This window comes from Dyella sp. SYSU CM1112 (assembly GCF_058216415.1).
This window is the reverse complement of the sequence record NZ_JBZEGI010000013.1, coordinates 1-19,360: the sequence shown is the minus strand read 5'-3', so window position 1 is coordinate 19,360 and position 19,360 is coordinate 1. Positions and strand designations below refer to the sequence as shown.

Genomic DNA, 19,360 nt, shown 5'->3' with positions numbered 1-19,360 from the left:
TATCCTGTCCGTCATCGACCGTACTGGCTATGGCCTCGTAGGTGCTCAATAAGGACGATGGCCGCGCTCACCCCAGCGCGGGAAATGCCGTGATACGCAGTTTGGCCCCTGCGTAAGGCACCAGCGTGATGGCTTGCTGCGCTTCGTCGATGGAAGGTTCGGCCTCGGCCGGCACCGGTTCCGCGCTCCCCTCCATGGCCTTCCAGTCCGGTACGTAGCGCCCTTGCAGGGTCAATTGCACGGCAGCCGTAGTACCGGCAAAAGGCGTGTCGCCGATGGGATGTTCACTGACAGCGACGCGCACATCGGGCTTGATGCCCAGATTCCAGCGCGAGCCGGGATACACCTGCCAGTCATTCGTCGGGCCGCGCTTGCGCCAGATCAGCCAGTTCTCCTTGATCGGCAACGCATAGACCAGGGCACCGCGGCTGAAGCTGAGCGCACCGTTGTAGCCGCGCTCGGTTTTCACTTCGGCGTTGAAATGCACTTCAACCGTGTCGCCCGGTGTCCAGGTGCGCTCGATCGCCGTAAAACCTGAAGTCGCTTCTACCGCTTTGCCATTGACCGTTATGCGTGTGTCTTGCGACCACACCGGTATGCGCAAACGAAGAGGAAAGGCCAGCGCACGCTGTGGCTTGATGGTGATGCTCACCACGTGCCGGAAAGGATAATCGCTGACTTGCTCAACGATCACAGGCACGTCGCGCACGACGGTGTTGACGGTGCATGGCGCGTAGCTCATGACCGCCAAACCCTGATCAGCCGTCGCCATCCATAAGCTGTTGGTGAATTTGGGCCAGCCTTGATGGAAGTTCGCGGTACAACAGCGGAAGTTGGGCTCCAGTCCAAACAGATTCGACTCCGGGCCGTCGCTGGTCCATGGTTGGCGGTGCAGGCTGCATTCGACCTGGTTGGGTTGTTGGTTGTATTGATGCGCCCACATGTCATCGGTCAGCGCACCCGGCAAGGCATTAAAGGCAATGCGTTCCAAGCGGTCACCCAGTGCGGCATCGCCGGTAATGGCCAACGCCAATTCCAGGGAGAACATAGTCTCGACCACGGTGCAAAGTTCGGTGCCTTGCGACGGGCTGCGGCCTGCCAGATGTTCATCCGCGGAAAACATGCCGTTAGGGAGGCCGTGATAGGTGTCGAGCATCTGCAGCTGATGATGGATAGCGTCGCGATCGGCTGCGTTACCGGACACAATCGACCACACCGGCAAGGCTTTCAACGCTTGTGCGTTATTTACGCCATGCACTTGCAGCCCGAGGTCCTCCATAAGCACATCACCCCCGCCGCCCTGTTTGCGCAACACATTTACATCGACTTTTTGCGTAAAGCGGAAATGAGCGAAAGCACGCTGCCAATCAAAACCTTGCTGTTTGAGTAAGTGCGCAAGCTCCAGCAGCTTGGGATCGTGCGTGCGTTGATAAAGCCATAGCACCGAGATCAATTCATCCTGCCACCGCATGCGGCCCCAGTCGCGCAAGGGGCGCTTTGGCATTGCTTCCAATTGGTAATGGAAATAACGCGTCATCAACGGCATCACGCGGGGATCGCCGGTGAGCTCCTGATACTGGGTCAGCACTTTGAGCATGACCATGCGCGGCCACCAGTCGTTGTTGCTTTGGGGGCCAAACATGCCGTTGTCCCATGGATGATCCAGCGTCCAGTCGATAAAGCGCATCGCCTTGGCTTGGAGCGTGGGCGAATCCAGCTGCCAGGCCAAGGGAACCAAGCCATCGAGGAAATACGGACCGTCTTCCCATGACTCGCCTTTGCCGCCCAACCAGCCGCTGTCCGGCCCTACGATCGGCCAGAACTCATCCAGGTGGCCACTTAATCCGTTCGCCTGAATTTCCAGCTGTCGCAATAACCAGCCACGAGGCTTGATCGAGCCAGCGGGAAGCAGCGCAAAAGGTTGCTGCATCAGGGGCGCTCGTGGAAATAGTGGTGTTTGTCGCGCACCACCTGCTACGGCGCCGGCCGTCGGGGCCGAAGCCATCGCGAGTGGCCGGAATGTCATTGCACTCATGGCGCCCGCCAAAGCCATGCCTTGCAGAAAGATTCGGCGACTCATCGGGGTAGGCTGAGACATGTTTCGGCTCTCGGTGTACGGCATCCCGCGAGTGTTGTTCAATTATCAGACAAATACAAATAACCCCGTAAAAACAACTCGGAATGGCGTTATGCGCGACGGCAGTCCGGCACTGTAGCGAGCGATGGGAATGGCCGTCGAGCATGGTCATACAGGTGATGCGCTCATCGCTTTCGAAGACAGCGTGCTTACACCCACGCTGCAATGTACCGACCCGTGCCCATGTCCGGCCATTGGCATGGGACAAGACTGAGATCCGATTGTCTCTCGACGAATCGACGAGAGTGCTTCCTGTCGCTATTCCACGCAGGCGCCGTAAGCGTTCGGATGGAATGCCGCCTGCGCCCTTGCCTTGTATCGGCGTGAACACATCCGATCGATGCACCTTTCATGTCGGCATTACCCGAGCCGGCGTAAACCAATGTGGACGCGAGAACAGGCGCTGGGGGCGCCAGACATCATTGTGCAATCAGCAAGCGGGCAGCCGCGCCCATGGGTGCCTGGCGGCTGTGGGGATATCATCATGCATTATGAAACGACGATTGCAGTCGGCGAGTCGGGTAGATCGAATGACACCCCATCCTCCACTGCGCGAGCTCCGGTAAGTGTGGTGGTCCCTTGCTTTCGCTGCACGGCGACCATTGATGATGCCGTCGCGTCGATCGCAGCGCAGACACGGCTTCCTTCAGAGGTGTTGCTGGTAGAGGACGGCAGTGGTGACGGGACGCTCGCTGCCTTGCAGCGAATGGCTGCCTCTTATGAGAACGGCTGGATCAAGGTGATTGCGCTGACGAAGAACAGCGGCCCCTCCTGCGCTCGTAATGTCGGATGGGAGCACGCCGCACAGCCTTATATTGCTTTTCTCGATGCCGATGATCGTTGGGCTCCACGCAAGCTGGAGCTGCAGATGGATGCCTTCAAAGCAGATCCGTCCCTCGCACTGATTGCACACCGGATGCTTGTGCAACCCCGCGGAACCGCTTTCCCCGAATCGCGAGAACCGTGGCAAGCAGCAATCATCGGGCGGATACGCCTGTTGTTTCACAATCCTTTTCCGACGGCTTCGGTGGTACTGCGCCGCGACTTGCCGTTTCGTTTTGACGAACGAGTCTGGTACTCGGAGGACTATCTATTGTGGTCGCAGATTCTGTTTTCCGGCTATCGCTGCGCGAAGATCAATCAAGTGCTCGCCCTCTGGAATAAACGTGGCCCTGGCGAACATGGACTCAGCGACAACGTCGAAGCGATCCACCGAGCGCGACGCGTGATGCGCCGTCGACTCATGCAGGAAGGCCTTATCCATCCACCCGAATACCTGTTTGCCCTTGCCGTGGGCGTACTGGCACGGTTACGACGCAGCATGAGCTTGAGGTTGCATGCGCAAAGGCAAATTATCTACAAGTCGCAGCCGGGCTAAGCACGCTCTTCTGTACGCTTACCGTCTGAGTTCGCCGGATGTCCGCAGAACCCTCCAACCGCACTCGCTCTCAAAGATGTGCGTCGGGTTGGATGGATTGCAGGAATTCATAGCGCGCCGCGTTATGGTCGACACGGGTATGCGTATCGGCACCGATCACCTGACGCAGCAGGCCACCGTCCTTGCTTGCCGTGGCAGGCCAGTTCGGGAGCCCTGGGCCATTAGGGTCACCGGTCTTGATGAAGCGCGCCCAGTAGCCTTCCATGATGGCCGAGACGCGGTAATCGGTGGGGGTCCAAGCGTAGACATGGTTGCCGGGGAGATTGCCCAGCGCAAATTCGATCTCGCCACTGTGCACAGCGCCAGCATCCGGACCGGCACTGCCATCACGCTTGGCCGGACGCGCTTGCGTGAAGTAGTAGTAATACACCGGCGACTGCCCGGTCTGGCGCTGCATTTGCATCCAGCGCCAAGTCGAAAAGGCAATGAACTGGTCGCCGGCGAATGCAGTGCCGGACGCTCTGACTTCGGCTTCGTTTTGCGCCGGATAGAGCGTCAAGGCTTCGGCCGCATGCTTGCCGAGGCTCCGTTCCATGGCCATGCGATAGTTCGCCGGTGTTGGCGCCCGTTTTCCCAGCACGTGGGTGTAATAGCCCTCTTGGGAATTCGAACCGACCAACAACGGAATATGTGCCTGCTCCCCGGCCTGATAGATCGCTTCGGGTGATCGGGGCAGGAAATAGCCATCGATAGTGGGCACGAATTCGGGCACGCCTTTTTCGCCGGCAACCTTGAGCAGCGCCTCGGCGTTCATGGCGCGCAACTGCTCCAGCGAATGCGCGCCGGCGCGCTGTTCAAATGTCTCGCCGTCACGCTCTGCCAACGCCAACGGCCGTGGCTTGAGATTGCCGAGCACGGAACCGCTTTCGCCAATCGCGCGTTGCATCAATCCTTTGGATAACGGCGAAGCCATTTGCGCCGATACCGACATGGAACCGGCCGATTCACCGCCAATGGTGACCTGATCCGGATCGCCGCCAAAGGCGGCGATATTGCGCTGGACCCAGCGCAAGGCTGCATGCTGATCGAGCAAGCCGTAGTTGCCGGTAGCGTGCTCGGGCGACTCGGCAGCGAGTGCCGGCAGCGCCAGGAAACCGAGCACATCCAATCGATAGTTCACGGTGACCGTCACGATCCCGCGCTGCGCCAGGCTGGCGCCGTCATAGCGCGGCTCCGAACCGTCACCGCCAACAAAACCGCCACCGTAGAAATACACCAGCACCGGCAACTTTTCGTTCGGACTATGCGCCGGCGTCCATACATTGAGATAGAGGCAGTCCTCGCTCATACCGTCGGAGCGGAACACCATGTCGCTGAACAGGGGACGTTGCATGCAGCGCGGGCCGAAGTGATCGGCGTGTCGCACACCCGTCCATGCAACCGCAGGTTGCGGCGGCTTCCAGCGCAACGGTCCTACCGGCGGCGCCGCATACGGAATGCCCCTGAATTCGTTCAATCCGGTTTTGGCGTCGTGGATACCGGACAGACGACCTGTGTCGGTGTTCGCGATGGGGGCCTGCCCGGAAGCCAAGACCGGCGCGGCCGCAACCAGCATGGCTAAGCCCAGAAGAACGCAACGTGGACGAGTAAGTGCAATGCACATGATCAAGCTCTTCGTGTGGTGGTGTGCCGTCTCATCACGGACACCGTCTTCCATTCAACTCGCCGGAGTGATCGGCGGCTAGTCAAGCAGTGTGGCCGCTGGAATCGTAGCGCGATCGCACGGGATGCGTCGAATAGCATCCTCAAGCTCTTAGCCACCCTCTCCTCTCGACTTCCGCGGGCGCGTTTACCCATGAGTAGCCGGACGCACTGACCATGCGTATGTGCATTCGATATGCGTTGCTCATCTGCCATCACGCGCGCGAGCTCGCTTGAAAGATTGTCGAGACTTTCCAAGTGAAGAAGCGCAAGGTAACCACGCGATTTCTAGCTTTCCCGGATCGCCTTGAGATAGCTGTATAGCCCGGCACGCGACATGCTCATGCGCCTGGCGACCACGGAAGAGGCGTTGCGAACGCTCAGCAGACCTGCTGCGTCCAATTCGCCGATCAACTGCCGCCGCATGTCAGGATCCATCAGGGGAGCAGCGACACCGGCATGCACTTCGAAATCACGGATGGCACGCTCAAGTGCCTGGCGCCAGTTGTCGTGAAAGAACGGCGCATGCGGCTCCAGCGACCCTGGCAGAAAAGCCAGCAACGCCACCTGTTCGCTGATGCGCTCCAGCGCCGAGACATCGTAATTGATGCACATCATGCCGACCGGACGCGCGTCGTCATCGCGAAGCACCGCGGTGGTCGAGCGCAAATTACGCCCATCGCGATTGATTTTCCTGTAAGGACCGATGACGTCCTTTTTCAGCATGGTGTCGTCGAACCTGTCGCCGGCAGAAGCGTCGCCTACGTGTCGTTTGGAAACGGCATTGGCGTTGGCAATGTAAGCGATGCGATTCGTGGCGAGGTCGTGGATGACAACTTCGACATGCGGCCTGAACAAAGCGACCACGGCATCGGCAATAGAAAAGTAACGCGCTAACGATGCGTGTTTGTTCTTTTTGATCTTGGCCATGGCTTTCGGCATAGAGGGGTGGCTCTTGCCTTGTTTCTACGCCGGCCTGGATATATTGTCCAGACTTGACACTTTGTCCAATTCAAAAAAAGACGCCAGACGATGCGCGCGATGTCCATGATCCTCGGCTGCTTCCAACCTGTGCTCGAGATGAAAAGGAAACTCCTCACAGCTCTCACCCTGGCGGCCTTGGCCGAGATGTGCATGGCGGGAACCGCCATGGCGCACGTCGGCTCGGGGCCTGTTGCCATACCCATGCCACCCGCCTTGCCCATTCCAATGGATAAGCCTTTCAACGGCACCATGAAGCTGGCGGTCAGGGCGGTCGATACGGATCACCAGCTTTTTTCCGTTCACGAAACGATTCCGGTTCAAAAGCCGGGCGACATGGTATTGCTCTATCCACAATGGGAAACCGCAAGCCATGCGCCTACCGCGACGGTAGCGGAACTGGCTGGCCTGATGGTGCATATCGACGGAGTGCGTTCGGATTGGGTGCGTGATCCGGTTGATATGCATGCCTTTCACATCAAGGTGCCGCGGGGAGCCAAGTCCATAGCGCTGGATTTCCAGTTTCTCGCACCGCGCACGGCTCATTTGTTGCGGCCTGACATGATCGAGGTGCCGTGGCAACGGGTGCTGCTTTATCCAGCTGGGTGGTACGTACGGGATATACCCGTGGCCGCCGTGCTCACACTTCCTGCCGGACTTACCCCCTTCACCTCCTTGGCGTTTCATCGCGAGAACGAGGGAACGTTCGGCTTTCAGCCCGTCACACTGGAGCGACTGATCGACGCGCCTGTCTATGCCGGTCGATACACACGCCAGATTTTTCTCAGTGGGAACAACGCACAACCAGTGAAGCTGGATGTGCTGGCCGACGCGCAAGGCGAGCTTGCCGTCACGCACGCGGAAATCGAGCGCATGCAGACGCTGGTTGCCCAAACGCTGAAGGTGTTTGGAGCACCACCGTATCGTCACTATGACGTCATAGTCACCTTGAGCGACGTTCTATCGCCCGGTGGAGGCGTCGAACATTTGGAGGAAGGGGAAAACAATCTTCCCGCCATGTATTTCGATAACCCATCGAGCCAGCTCAACAATCTTGACCTAATCGCGCACGAGTTCGTACATGCATGGAATGGCCGCTCGCGTGAACCGGCCGACTTATGGTCACCCACTTTCAATCAGCCGGTGATGGGATCGCTATTGTGGGTGTATGAAGGCCAGACCGAATTCTGGGGACGGGTTCTCGCCGCTCGTGCAGGTCTGCGCGACCGCCAGCAAACCCTGGACAAACTGGCGATGGATGCAGCCATCGTCGCCAATCGCGACGGTCGCAGCTGGAAAGATCTACAGGACAGCACCAACGACGCCATCTATATGGCAAAGCATCACGTGGCGTGGCGCGACTGGCAGCGACGGGAAGACTACTATCCCGAAGGCGTGCTGCTATGGCTGGACGTCGATGCGCGATTGCGCGAGCTCAGTCATGGCAAGCATGGCCTGGATGATTTTGCACGGCTCTTTTTCGATGCTGGAGAAAGCGGCCAGACCACGCGCACATATACCTTCCAGGATATTTGCAACACCTTGAATCAGGTTGCTCCCGATGACTGGGCTGTGTTTCTTGATCGGCATCTGCATAGTCACCAGACGAAGGACGCCATCGCCGGACTGGCGCGTGCAGGTTGGAAACTTACATACAACGACGTACCGACCGAGACCTTCCTTCAAAATGAGGAAGAGTCCGGCGCCATCGATCTCGATTATTCAATCGGTTTGCAGATCGGTACGGACGGCAGAGTCCAATCTGTTCGCTGGGATAGCCCTGCATTCCAGGCTGGCTTGTCGCCGGGTGTGCAGGTGATCGAGGTGGATGGCCAAGCTTTTTCGACGCGCGGTTTGCTGACCGCCATTCAATCATCGGCATCAAAACCGCTGAGCTTGCGCATGGATATGGATGGACGTAAACGCACGATCGCAGTTCATTACAGCGGTGGGCTGCGATATCCCCATCTCGAGCGCATCGCTGGCACACCCGACCGGCTCAGCGCCTTGCTCGAAACACGCTGAACCCATCAGTTACGCGGGCATTCGGGTCGGCACCGTCGGTCCGATGTGCCTTGCAGGGCGGCCGTCTTTATCGCCGCCCCGGAACGCCCTCAGAGTTTGGTGTAAGCCTCATTTTCACCCGCCACATAAAGCCTTACTCCCTTGTGCGGGTAGTCGCACACATCCTGCTCCAGTCGTTGTCCAACCACCAAAAATACGAAGGGTTCGTTGCCTGTATTGATCAGGACGTGAGCCGCACCTTGTCGAGGAAAGCCGATAAAGTCGCCGGTGCCGATGTCATGGCGCTGATCGTCGATCAACGCTGCGCCCGATCCGGAGAGAACGTATACGCACTCCTCCTCATAGAGATGCCGGTGGTATTCGGATGATTCATGGCCCGGCATAAGCGTAATGATGTGTGCGCCGAGCTGCGTCAAACCCACGATATCGCCGACCGGCTTTTTAAGCCGAACGGCATTCGGATTCAACGTATGGACTGAGCGCGTGGCCTCCGTCGCTTCGATATCAACGGCCTTCAATAATTCTTTCGCCTGCTTCACGGTGTCGGCTCCGCATTTGACCATGAAGCGATTTTGCTACGGCATGATGATGCCCGCATGAGTCGCGAAGAAAGAAGAGCTACCGGTTGTCTCCGATCGCTCGACAAGGTTCTCTCCACCTCAACCACGGGTGTGCGTACCGGCAACAGAGATCCTGGCCACGCACATACTCCAACTGGCTGCTTCGGCAACTTGCCAGCAATCAGGTTTCGGAGATCTGCAGCTGCTCCAGGTCGGCGATCAATCCGGGGCCGTTTGGCTGCCATCCCAGTTTTTTTCGTGTTTGCTCGCTGGAAGCGGGAGAGTCACGCCCGGCAAACATCGCCAGCCAGCCAAAGAAGGCCGGCGCTTCATCCGGTGCGATGGATTTGACCGGCAAGTTCAGGCGTCGACCCAGGGTTTGCGCCATATCGCGCAGCGACACGCCTTCTTCGCCAACCGCGTGATACTTCGCGTTCGGCTCGGCCTTTTCGACCGCCAGTCGATAAAGCCGGGCGACGTCGAGCACGTAAGCGGCCGGCCAGCGGTGGAGTCCGTTCCCGACATAGGCACATACGCCCTTTTGACGATAGATCTCGATCATCGGGGTAATGAGACCTTGCTTGAACGTGTCATGCACCTGCGGAAGGCGCACCACCGATACGTTGATGCCTTCCGCAGCGACCGCGGCAGCCGCTTCCTCCGAAGCCGCGCGCGGAATCACGCTGGAACCGATCGTTGCGTTGTCTTCCTTGGCGGGCTGACCCGGCACGGTATTCGCAAGTCCGGTCCCGGAAGTCACGATCAGTGGACGGCTGGAGCCGGCGAGCGCCGAGCCCAGGGCGTTGATCACACGGCGATCGTCCTCGCAGTTCGCCGCAAACGTCGAGAAGTCGTGGTTGAAAGCCAGATGGATCACGCCATCCGCCTGCGCGACGCCGGCTTTAAGGCTATCCAGGTCTTCAAGTGATCCGCGGTGAACCTCGGCGCCCGTCGCGGCCAAAGCCGGTGCTTTGTCGTCCGAGCGGCAGAGGCCGAGCACTTGGTGACCGGCGGCGATCAAATCTTTGGCGACGGCCATGCCGATGAATCCGGTGGCGCCGGTAATAAATACACGCATACATCTATCTCCATCTACATCGGGAATATCGTCAGCGATCGCTATGCGACCGCTCCTGTTCTGCTCAAGTGAAGTAAGCCGGATGATCGATATCGGCGATGAGGCCAGGCTGTTGCGGCGCCCAGCCGAGTCGCGATCGGGTTATGTCGCTGGAGGCCGGGCAATCGATGCCGGCGAAGCGGGCGAACCAACCGAAATGGTCTGCGGCTTGTTCCGGTGATTGCGAAACGACCGGTACGTTCAAGCGACGGCCGATCACGCCGGCAATTTCTTTGAACGGCACACCCTCGTCAGCAACCGCGTGAAACGGTCCGCCGTCAGTCCCTTGTTCGAGAGCAAGTCGAAAGACGCGCGCCGCGTCGAGACGATGCACGGCGGGCCAGCGGTTGAGTCCTTCGCCGACATACGGGGAGACGCCTTTCTCGCGCGCAAAACCGATCACGCGTGGCACGAAACCATGGTCGCCATGACCATGTACCGAGGGCGGCAAGCGCACTGCCGTTGCGCGAATACCTTGCGCCATCAGTGCTGCGACGGCTGCTTCGGGGTTACGCGGAAATGCGCCGGCAGCCCGCGGCGTACTCGTTTCGGTCGCGAGACTGCCCGGCGCCAGCAGTGCGATGCCCGAGGTCACCACGAGCGGGCGATCGGAACCGGCAAGCACAGCGCCGATCGCTTCAATGGCACGCTGTTCTTGTGCACCGTTCTCCACCATTTTCGAGAAGTCATGATGGAAGGCGGTGTGGATCACGCCATCTGCTTTTGCAGCGCCCGCCCTGAGGCTGTCCAAGTCCTCAAGCGAACCGCGATGAACGTCGGCGCCAGCGGTAGCCAGCGCCGCGGCTTTCTCATCCGAACGACAGAGGCCGAGTACCTGATGACCGGCGGCGAGCAGGTCTTGCACGATGGCCGAGCCGACCCAGCCTGTCGCACCCGTAACAAACACACGCATAAGCACATCTCCAGCTTTCCTGGAGACAAATCTCGGTGCTAGGCTTATCCCGGTAAAGTAGTGAGTTGATCATAGTAAGATGACTAACAGGACAAGCGACTCCCTCGCCACCGAGACCCCGCTCGGGACTTATCTAAGAGACCGGCGGATGAAGCTTGATCCGAGCGCGCTTGGCTTTCCTGCCGGGCGCCGCCGCACACCCGGCTTGCGTCGCGAGGAAGTCGCGCAGCGCGCCCACATCAGTCCGACTTGGTACACGTGGCTGGAACAAGGCCGTGGCGGCGCCCCCTCACCCGATGTGCTCGATCGGATCGCCCGCGCCTTGATGCTGACGGATGTCGAGCGAGAGCATTTGTTCCTGCTTGGCCTTGGCCGTCTGCCCGAAGCGCACTATCGGAAGAACGACGCCGTGACACCGAGGCTGCAACGAGTTCTCGATGCACTGGATCCGAGCCCTGCGGTGATCAGAACGGCAATCTGGGATGTCGTGGCCTGGAACCGGGCGGCCACGGCGATGCTGATGGACTACGGCTCGTTGCCGCCGGAACAACGCAACATCCTCCGCTTCATCTTTCTCGACTCACGCGCTCGCGCAGCGCAATACGATTGGGAAAGCGTCGCGCGATTCGTATTGGGCGCATTCCGGGTGGACGCCGCCCGCGCAGGGGCGGCGGCGGAAGTGGAACCGCTTGTCAACGAACTCTGCCGGCTCAGTCCCGAGTTCGCGGCGATGTGGCGCGACAATGAAGTGCGCGGCGTGCATGGCGAGACCGTCAAGCATATACGGCATCCGGTTCTCGGCCCGATCTCTTTCGAGTACTCGGCCTTCGCGGTCGATGGCCGACTGGATCTCAGCATGGTGGTTTACAACCCGGCAACGCCCACGGATGCGGAGAAGATCGCGTCGCTCATGGCGACGCAGGCTTCTACACGTTGATGGTGTGATGCGTCGATACTGTTGATCGATAGCTGCTATGCATGGGCAACCAAAAGAGAAAAGCAGGAGCCAAAAGCGGCAGCGTCAGTTACAAATCCCGTGGCTGCAAGCAAGCACGAACGGTTGAAGATGGCCATGCTCATCTCCCGTGCTTCAGTGGTTTTGAATGTGCAATCGCTCCATTTCGATGTTTCAGCCCATGAAAGGTTCCACACCCGGTTCCACCCAACGGATCTGAGCGGACCTGGAGGACGGAGACAAACAGCGAATAATCTCCGTCCCATCTCCTGCCACCCTAATCGGAATGGGCCGTTTTTCCATCCGCCATCGGTTGACCATTCGGCACCACCGTAAGGGTAACCTTGGAGGGATATTGGCTGTCGTGATGGATGACGTTGTGGGCAATCACGCCCTTGTCCTCGTCGTAGTTATTGCCACCGGTGTTGAGATTGCGGTCGAAGCGCGGGAAATTGCTGCTGGAGACATCCACGCGCAACGTGTGACCGGGACGAAAGTAGTAGCTGGTGTCGATCGGCTGGAAGGTGACCTTGTATACCTTGCCCGGCGACATCCACGCCAATGGCTTGTCGTAACCATTGCGGTAACGCATGCGCTGGATGTTCTCGGTGATGTTGAAGGCGCGGCCATCGGGATACACATCGATCACCTTGAAGGTGAAATCGGTGTCCTTCGCACTGGAAGAGACATACAGCGTGACGGTGATCGGCCCGCTGACCTCGGTACCCTGCTTGAAGGGTTCGGAGTCGTAGACCAGGATGTCGTTGCGTGTTTCTTGCGGGCGCTGATCATAGGATCCAAATTTCACCGCACTGCCCTGGCAGCAACCGCCGCCACCAAACGTAGGCACCGGATTGGCCGGATCGTAGACGAACTTGTCGGGGTGATCGGCACCGGGCGGTGCGGCGACCAGCTTGCCGTTGCCGTAAAGCGTATTGGCCTGTCCTTCGCTGGTGAAGTAGAAGTCCTGCGTGACAGCGCCAGCCGGTGGCCAGGTCTTGGCTTTCTCCCAGCGATTCGCACCCATCACGTAGTACATGACCTTGGGCTGCTTATCCAGCATGGGGCTGTCTTCGCCTTTGAGAAAGTGATCGAACCAACCGTAGACGAGATCGTTGTAGTCGAAGCGTGCATCGCCTACGTCGAGATCGCCGATCATGGTGTGCTCGGTGGCACGCGTATACGCGCAATGCAGCACCGGCGCGATGATCGCGTATTGCTCATTGGCGATGGCTTTTGGCGCCGTGCGACGCACTTCGTTGTACGCAGCCAGGTTGGGCGAGACCGATACGTCGAACCAGCTCATGAACCACAGGCCCGGCTTCTTGATCTGCATGGTCTCGTGCCAGAGGCCGCCCCTATACCAGGCCGGATCGTTGGGCGTGCGCGCGATCATGTCGCCGCCGGTAGCAATCGGCATATGCGTCTCGAAGATACCCGGTGGACCGCCCACAGCTTTGATCATGTCCTTTTCGGGCAGATGCCAGAACGCCTTGTTCCAGTCGACCGGCGGCATCTGTGGCGCAAGGTCGAAGTAGTGCGAGGCATTAATCAGCTCTGCTTGCGAGGTGTCGGACGGAAACATCGGCCGCACCTGGTTCTGGATGCCGTAGTCGTAGATCCAGGAAACAAACAACAGCTGCAGCGCACCGCCGCGATACCAGTTGCCCTGCTCATAGTAGGGACCGACGTGACCGACACCGGCACCAAAGCCCTGTACGTTGAAGGCCGCCAGCGCGGGATCGTTCTGCGCCACGACCGCCAACTGCCACTCTGCCGTCGACGAACAGCCGGTGGTACCCACTTTGCCGTTGGACCAGGGCTGCGAAGACATCCATGTGAGTTCATCGCTGCCATCGCTCAGCGGCATGCCGAGGATGTCGTAATGGCCTTGCGAGAAGAAATGACCGCGCTCCTGGATCTCGACATAGGCATAGCCGCGCTTGACCGCTTCGAGCTCGCGACTCATGTCGCGTGGTGCACCGAGTTTCACGTCCCAGAAATTGAAGTTGTACGGGGTTCGCACAAAGATGATCGGCACCTTGGTGGCACCCTTGGGCCGGTAAATGTCCGCCGCCATCAATTTGCCGTCGCGCATCTTGATCATCACCTTGCGATCGATCACGGCGACCTGTTCGAGCTCCTTCTCAATGGCATTGCGCTTGGCGATCAATTCCGCCTTGGGATCGTTCTGTTGCGCGGCGGCCGGGTCGGCCACCGAGAGCGACAGCGCGAACAAAGCCAACGCACCGGCAAAGGCAGAAGCCAGCTGGGTGAGGCGCATGCTTGTATCCCCTGGAGTTGTTCGCCGAGTGTCGGACAGCTGGCTGTCCAGGAGAACCATGACTAAGGGCATAGGGCCGCTTTTGCGTCCTGCCGATCCGGGCGGTCAGCTGCCATCATGGCCTTCCGTCGCACAGCAACCCTCGCGCCGACCTGGCGTTTCCTATCGATCGTCCTCCTTCCCCAACCGCGTGGCATGATTGCCGTGTATACGGACGCTCCACCCTTCAATGGACACTTTGATCATGCATTCCTCTACAAGTCGCATCCGCCGGCAGCTGTCCATAGCGCTGCTCGCCGCATTCATGTGCCTGAAAACGATGAGCGTTCATGCGCAACACATGCCGATCATCGTCGCATCGAAAATAGATCAAGCAGTACTGTCCGCTTTATCGTCGCAATATGGAACGACATCAACCATCATCGCGCACGTCGATCTTACGGTTGCTTTCAAAGCATCCTCGCAATGGACACTGGTTGCCGCAAAAGAACCGGATGCAGGGCCAGCGGATCTATTCGACAATGGCGGCCCGGTGTCTCTTTGCTTCGTGAAAAACCTCGTACCGGACTGCTCCGAAGAGACGGTGCAGAAGAAATATCGCGAATACGGCATGGATACCTCAAACCGGCCGTTCTACCAGCTTTTCGACAGCAAGATCGTTTACGCGACTCCGGGCGACAAGCACCCGCTGCTGATCTTGAAAACCTGCAGTGCACGTGGCGGTAATAGCAACTGCGCTATAGCTACGTTTCTCTACGCATACGATCGCGCGGCCAATACATTCCGTCTTGTGTTTTTCAACGTCACGGGCAAAAACAACAACCAGGAAACGCGCTTCATCGAGAAAGGGCCTCTGCTGGGAAGTGTTGTTGCGGTAGATCCGACCTCCAATGCTCCATACACCTACTATGTAACGCTCTACCAGCGAGACCACTCGGGCCTGTATCGACAGGTGCTTCGCTACCGTGGAAAAACGGGCTATGACGACGGCAATCGCTTGCCCGTCATCGACTCGGAAATGCCGGAGATTTTGCAGCGCCTGGGCCGATGGAAACCAGGCGATGCATTACCCGTTCCTCCGGCCATGCCTAGCAGTTGCTCACAGCTCTTTATGCACAAGGGCGTTGAATGGTGCAAATAGCTCGTGCAGTGAAGCAGTGGCATAAGCCGTGTGATGTTCGTCGCCGGTTTGCGGAGGTATCCAACAAAAAGGTGAGAATTTCGAGAAACCTCGCTCGGTAATCGGTAATTAGCCAATTCGCGTTTGGACATCCTGGAAAGTCCAACGTAAAAGGAGGTTGCATGGTCGGGTAAGTCACTACTTTGTTGTGACTACGCTCGTTCAAGTATGTAACGTAACCTGGAAACATCGATCGGTACTTTGCGCTTCAATGCCCATTGAGCCGCCTCGTCAATAGCAGCATGAATGGCAGTTTTGATATAGGCCATTGGATCTGGTGGCACTTCCTCCGGTACTGCGACCTGGACCATAAGTAAAGCCCGGGATTTAGAAAACCGCCCTGTACGTACCCCAACGAACTGGGGCTTCAGCATATTCCCAGGAACGTGAAATACAACATTCAAATTCAAAGACGCATCGACGCCTTTCCGTGCTTCACTGATGCGAATAGATAATTCTCTAATTGCACTATCCCAAGGCTTGTTGACTAAGGTGGCACCACCCATTATTACACCAAGAGAGAGAGGCTGCGCCCGCTCCTCATCGTCTACAACTTTCATGGAACATCTCCCGCTTTTTTCCCAGCCCAAGATTCCCGATTTAGGGGACCAGGATCATGCTCTACGATCCATCGCTCCAAATTTAGCATCTCGCGTCGCGATCCTGAAATCATAGGTTCGATTCTTTTACTTTCCATAAAGCCTTGGGTATATCGTCTAAATGGATTCTTCGAAATACCCCATTTTAAAAGTTCACCCGTATTAAGTTCCGTTAACCGATACAAATAAGCAGTACGAGTACTCAGTGCCGAATTACCGTGCACGACGATAGAAGCAGCATCTGCTTCTTCTCCTTCGCCAGGAACCATCAACAAGACACCCATAGCCCAATCGCCGCCACCGCACTTCTCACCTGATACGCAGGCGCTGAGCGTTGCTCCGGGTACCGCATCAGCCACCGGCGCAGCAGCCGCAGCCGCAGTAGCCAGATCCTCGTTTACTGCACCATTGATGCAGCCAGTCGTGGCTTGCATCTGGCCTAACGGTCTCGTCGGCGACCCATTCGCATCGCCAAAAGCCCCACTAGCAATCCTACTGAAGCTGTCCGAAACTCGACGCATAAACGTGCATCCCGCGACGTCCCCCCGCTTTTGAGTAGCTCAACGATTTGGAGTCCAATCCCCCAACTGAAGGAGATTGGACGTGAAGAAGCGGTTTACCGAAGAACAGATCATCGGCTTCCTGCGTGAGGCGGATGCCGGCATACCCGTGAAGGAGCTGTGCCGGAAGCATGGCTTCAGCGAGGCGTCGTATTACCTGTGGCGCAGCAAGTTCGGTGGTATGAGCGTGCCGGACGCCAAGCGTCTGAAGGAACTGGAGACGGAGAACACGCGGCTGAAGAAGCTGTTGGCCGAGCAGATGCTTGAGAATGAGGTCATCCGAGATGTTCTGCGAAAAAAACCGTAGGCGCACCGGCCCGGCGTGAGTGGGTGCGCCAGATGATCGATAAAGGACTGAGCGAGCGGCGGTCGTTGGCCATTGTGGGCATGAGTGCCAGCGCGTATCGCTACCAGGCGCAGCCAGACCGCAACGTAGCTTTGCGCCAGCGAATCGTAGCTCTGGCGCAACGGCACAAGCGTTATGGCGTGGGGATGATCCATTTGAAGCTTCGGCAAGAAGGTGAGTCGGTGAACTACAAACGCGTGGAGCGGCTGTATCAGGAGGAAAGGCTGCAGGTACGCCGGCGCAAGCGAAAGAAGGTGCCGGCAGGTGAGCGACAACCGTTGTTCCGCCCGTCGGCACCGAATGAGGTCTGGTCGATGGACTTCGTGTTCGATCGCACGGCCGATGGGCGTGTCATCAAGTGCTTGACAGTCGTCGATGACGCCACGCATGAGGCGGTGGTGATCGAAGTTGAGCGAGCGATCTCCGGCATTGGCGTGACGCGCGTGATGGGTCGTCTCGCACTCACTCGCGGATTACCGAGGGTTATTCGCAGCGACAACGGCAAAGAGTTCTGCGGGAAAGCCATGGTTGCGTGGGCGCACGAACGCGGTGTGCAGCTGCGCCTGATCGAACCCGGGAAGCCCAACCAGAACGCCTACATTGAATCTTTCAACGGGCGCTTCCGCGATGAATGCCTCAACGAACACTGGTTTCCCAGCTTGCTGCATGCACGCACCGAGATCGAAACCTGGCGTCGGGAATACAACGAAGAACGACCTAAGAAGGCGCTGGGCGGACTGACACCCGACGCCTATGCAAAGCAGCTAAAGTTAACCCCGGACTCTAATTCGTCCCGCTACTGAAAGCGGGGGGACGTCGATCCACATACCCGTGTTGCGTTTTCACCTCCAATTTGCCCCAATCTTTCGCACCCATATCGTCGGTGAGAAAGCAACGAGGTTCGCGTAACCCGCATCCACACGCCGGAAATATCCCTTGCGTTTTGGATCACCTACCAAATCGATTCCATATTGCGGCAATCGCTAAAGTCATGCCTCCGACCAACAATGTCATAAACGTCCCGAACGACGTAGAACAACCAAACTTCAGACCATTGCCATCTGAGTTCTCAGAGTAGCTGATGGCCGATGTTGGTACTAATTCAATTCAGGTAATGCCAATGGTTTACAATGGTCTACATGCATCACGTGTGCCGCAAACCAATGCCTGTCGGCAATGGATAATCCCTTAACTGCCCTCTTGAAGGCTTCGTGCTTTGCAAGGCAAACGCGCTTCATCTGCAATGCGAAATCGCTATGAGGATCCTGAGCAGCCATTAGAGAAAATTCCACATATCGTGGCATTTCATCCGGATTAGACATAACGGCCCGCGACAGTAATAACGAGAAGCGCGCACTAAATTCATCAAGTAGCTTCATATCAGCCACACTCTCATCATTACAAAGGCTATCTCCCATCGTTAGCCATATCCCATACTGCTTATCGTTTTTGGGCAATATTTTGAATAGCCGACGTCCCGCACGCATATCTTTGTCGTTCAGCTCGAAATATTTAAACGCAAAGATAACATCAACACGGTAACTATTGCCCGCAGCGACTCTATATCCCGTAAGTGTGTCAGTTGAATTAGATCGAACCATGTCTATCGACGACTTCAGTTCGTCGCAACTTAAGTCGGCAGCCAAGGATAGGTCACAAATAAAAGCGCCTGAAATAAATACCAGCAGCAATCCAATGAATTTATTTAGATTCATTGCTTTTCATTCTCCAACGTATCAATTGTCACGGTAAAGTGACGCTGGGGTGCGCCCGCGCTTGGGGCCATCCCGGTCGCATGTAAAAAGCTTCCATACTCTGTCCGACATACGACCTGGCAGCCCTCCGAGACGGCCCTTCCATCTCGCCCAACACCCGTGAAATTGTTGATACCTGATCTGTGAATTAGAATACCTTCGGCAATCGACGCACCATCTCGCCTAGATGGATTTGGCCCCACAGTCGGTATTGCAGTCGTTGGCTGTAGGCGAACTGCCAATTGCCCACTGTGCTCTGTAAGAGATGCCTTATATGTACCGTTCGCTACAGTTGCATATTTCGAGGAATCTGATGGTGTCGTTTTCACCAGATAAGTGCCTGTCAACTTGCCATTCACGGTAACCGAAGCAGTGGCATTATAGTCGGCTTGATATTTGACTTTAGTATAAGCATCACTGTAGTGGCCACTACTATCTTTTGCCCGGTCCTGAATTGTAATAATCACATTACAAGTACTGTCTTGGCTATTCCCACATGCATTTTTTCCAGTTGGGTCGATGTTAACAATTGGATTGTTGTTCGTGTAATCATAGCGATTGAAATTAAAGAGATTCCCCACAGTAGGCTCGACCGGATCCGTGCTCAGAAACCTCCCCGTCACCGGATCGTAATACCGCCTCTGCATGTAAACGAGATTCGTCTCCGGATCATTCACATGCCCCGTATACCCCGGCCCATTCGGATTCGGCCCCGGGTTGCTCGTTCCAGTAGGCGCATATGTCCCATACGGCGTGTACTCGAACGTCGCCGTGATGTTGCCGTTCGCATCCGCTTCCGCCAGCGGTGTCCCTTGCGGATCGGTGTACACATACGTCACCGTGCCCGTGCTCTGCGCCAACACATGCGTG

The 19,360-nt window shown here is 57.4% G+C and carries 16 protein-coding genes; 5 read left to right on the top strand and 11 right to left on the bottom strand.

Annotation, left to right across the window (positions count from 1 at the left end):
• Positions 1 to 67 precede the first annotated feature (67 nt).
• Complete coding sequence (locus AC4HNJ_RS16800; RefSeq protein WP_490480751.1) at positions 68 to 2,098, bottom strand: beta-L-arabinofuranosidase domain-containing protein; 2,031 nt, start codon at positions 2,096 to 2,098, stop codon at positions 68 to 70.
• A 523-nt stretch (positions 2,099 to 2,621) separates the two neighbouring features.
• Between AC4HNJ_RS16800 and AC4HNJ_RS16795 the strand changes: the two genes are divergently transcribed.
• Positions 2,622 to 3,515, top strand: a complete 894-nt coding sequence (locus AC4HNJ_RS16795) for a glycosyltransferase family 2 protein (protein ID WP_490480750.1) — start codon at positions 2,622 to 2,624, stop codon at positions 3,513 to 3,515.
• Positions 3,516 to 3,585: 70 nt separating this feature from the next.
• On the opposite strand, the gene AC4HNJ_RS16790 is transcribed toward AC4HNJ_RS16795, so the two are convergent.
• Together AC4HNJ_RS16790 and AC4HNJ_RS16785 are read right to left on the bottom strand one after the other, a co-directional pair.
• On the bottom strand, positions 3,586 to 5,130 hold the full coding sequence (locus tag AC4HNJ_RS16790; RefSeq protein WP_490480749.1) for a carboxylesterase/lipase family protein: 1,545 nt from the start codon (positions 5,128 to 5,130) through the stop codon (positions 3,586 to 3,588).
• A gap of 374 nt (positions 5,131 to 5,504) precedes the next feature.
• A complete protein-coding gene (locus AC4HNJ_RS16785) occupies positions 5,505 to 6,146 on the bottom strand; it encodes a helix-turn-helix transcriptional regulator (RefSeq protein ID WP_490480748.1) in 642 nt (213 codons plus the stop codon).
• A gap of 150 nt (positions 6,147 to 6,296) precedes the next feature.
• Between AC4HNJ_RS16785 and AC4HNJ_RS16780 the strand changes: the two genes are divergently transcribed.
• A complete protein-coding gene (locus tag AC4HNJ_RS16780; RefSeq protein WP_490480747.1) occupies positions 6,297 to 8,222 on the top strand; it encodes a M61 family metallopeptidase in 1,926 nt (641 codons plus the stop codon).
• Between the two features lie 89 nt (positions 8,223 to 8,311).
• On the opposite strand, the gene AC4HNJ_RS16775 is transcribed toward AC4HNJ_RS16780, so the two are convergent.
• The 3 genes from AC4HNJ_RS16775 to AC4HNJ_RS16765 form a co-directional block, all read right to left on the bottom strand.
• Positions 8,312 to 8,761 (bottom strand): cupin domain-containing protein, encoded by a 450-nt coding sequence (locus AC4HNJ_RS16775; protein ID WP_490480746.1) that lies wholly within the window; start codon positions 8,759 to 8,761, stop codon positions 8,312 to 8,314.
• A gap of 202 nt (positions 8,762 to 8,963) precedes the next feature.
• Positions 8,964 to 9,860 carry an SDR family oxidoreductase gene (locus AC4HNJ_RS16770; RefSeq protein WP_490480745.1) on the bottom strand — a complete coding sequence of 299 codons (897 nt, stop codon included), beginning with the start codon at positions 9,858 to 9,860 and terminating at the stop codon, positions 8,964 to 8,966.
• A gap of 64 nt (positions 9,861 to 9,924) precedes the next feature.
• Complete coding sequence (locus AC4HNJ_RS16765) at positions 9,925 to 10,812, bottom strand: SDR family oxidoreductase (RefSeq protein WP_490480744.1); 888 nt, start codon at positions 10,810 to 10,812, stop codon at positions 9,925 to 9,927.
• Between the two features lie 79 nt (positions 10,813 to 10,891).
• On the opposite strand from AC4HNJ_RS16765, the gene AC4HNJ_RS16760 reads away from it, so the two are divergent.
• Positions 10,892 to 11,749 (top strand): helix-turn-helix transcriptional regulator, encoded by an 858-nt coding sequence (locus tag AC4HNJ_RS16760; protein WP_490480743.1) that lies wholly within the window; start codon positions 10,892 to 10,894, stop codon positions 11,747 to 11,749.
• 295 nt (positions 11,750 to 12,044) lie between these two features.
• Here AC4HNJ_RS16760 and AC4HNJ_RS16755 read toward each other — a convergent pair whose 3' ends face one another.
• A complete protein-coding gene (locus AC4HNJ_RS16755; protein ID WP_490480742.1) occupies positions 12,045 to 14,051 on the bottom strand; it encodes a CocE/NonD family hydrolase in 2,007 nt (668 codons plus the stop codon).
• Between the two features lie 340 nt (positions 14,052 to 14,391).
• On the opposite strand from AC4HNJ_RS16755, the gene AC4HNJ_RS16750 reads away from it, so the two are divergent.
• Positions 14,392 to 15,192 carry a hypothetical protein gene (locus AC4HNJ_RS16750; RefSeq protein ID WP_490480741.1) on the top strand — a complete coding sequence of 267 codons (801 nt, stop codon included), beginning with the start codon at positions 14,392 to 14,394 and terminating at the stop codon, positions 15,190 to 15,192.
• Between the two features lie 191 nt (positions 15,193 to 15,383).
• Here AC4HNJ_RS16750 and AC4HNJ_RS16745 read toward each other — a convergent pair whose 3' ends face one another.
• Positions 15,384 to 15,791: a hypothetical protein gene (locus tag AC4HNJ_RS16745; RefSeq protein ID WP_490480740.1), complete on the bottom strand. Its 408-nt coding sequence runs from the start codon at positions 15,789 to 15,791 to the stop codon at positions 15,384 to 15,386.
• Positions 15,788 to 16,264: a hypothetical protein gene (locus tag AC4HNJ_RS16740; protein WP_490480739.1), complete on the bottom strand. Its 477-nt coding sequence runs from the start codon at positions 16,262 to 16,264 to the stop codon at positions 15,788 to 15,790. The genes AC4HNJ_RS16745 and AC4HNJ_RS16740 overlap by 4 nt, the downstream gene beginning before the upstream one ends.
• A gap of 169 nt (positions 16,265 to 16,433) precedes the next feature.
• Here AC4HNJ_RS16740 and AC4HNJ_RS16735 point away from each other — a divergent pair.
• A protein-coding gene (locus AC4HNJ_RS16735) for an IS3 family transposase (RefSeq protein WP_490480738.1) occupies positions 16,434 to 17,539 on the top strand; the annotation gives its coding sequence in 2 pieces (ribosomal slippage) (positions 16,434 to 16,692 and positions 16,692 to 17,539; 1,107 coding nt in all).
• A 294-nt stretch (positions 17,540 to 17,833) separates the two neighbouring features.
• Here AC4HNJ_RS16735 and AC4HNJ_RS16730 read toward each other — a convergent pair.
• The gene (locus AC4HNJ_RS16730; RefSeq protein ID WP_490480737.1) at positions 17,834 to 18,451 is read right to left on the bottom strand and encodes a hypothetical protein; all 618 of its coding nucleotides are present in this window, start codon (positions 18,449 to 18,451) and stop codon (positions 17,834 to 17,836) included.
• Positions 18,448 to 19,360: RHS repeat-associated core domain-containing protein (locus AC4HNJ_RS16725; RefSeq protein ID WP_490480736.1), on the bottom strand; the 913-nt coding region annotated here is incomplete at its 5' end. The genes AC4HNJ_RS16725 and AC4HNJ_RS16730, both read right to left, overlap by 4 nt.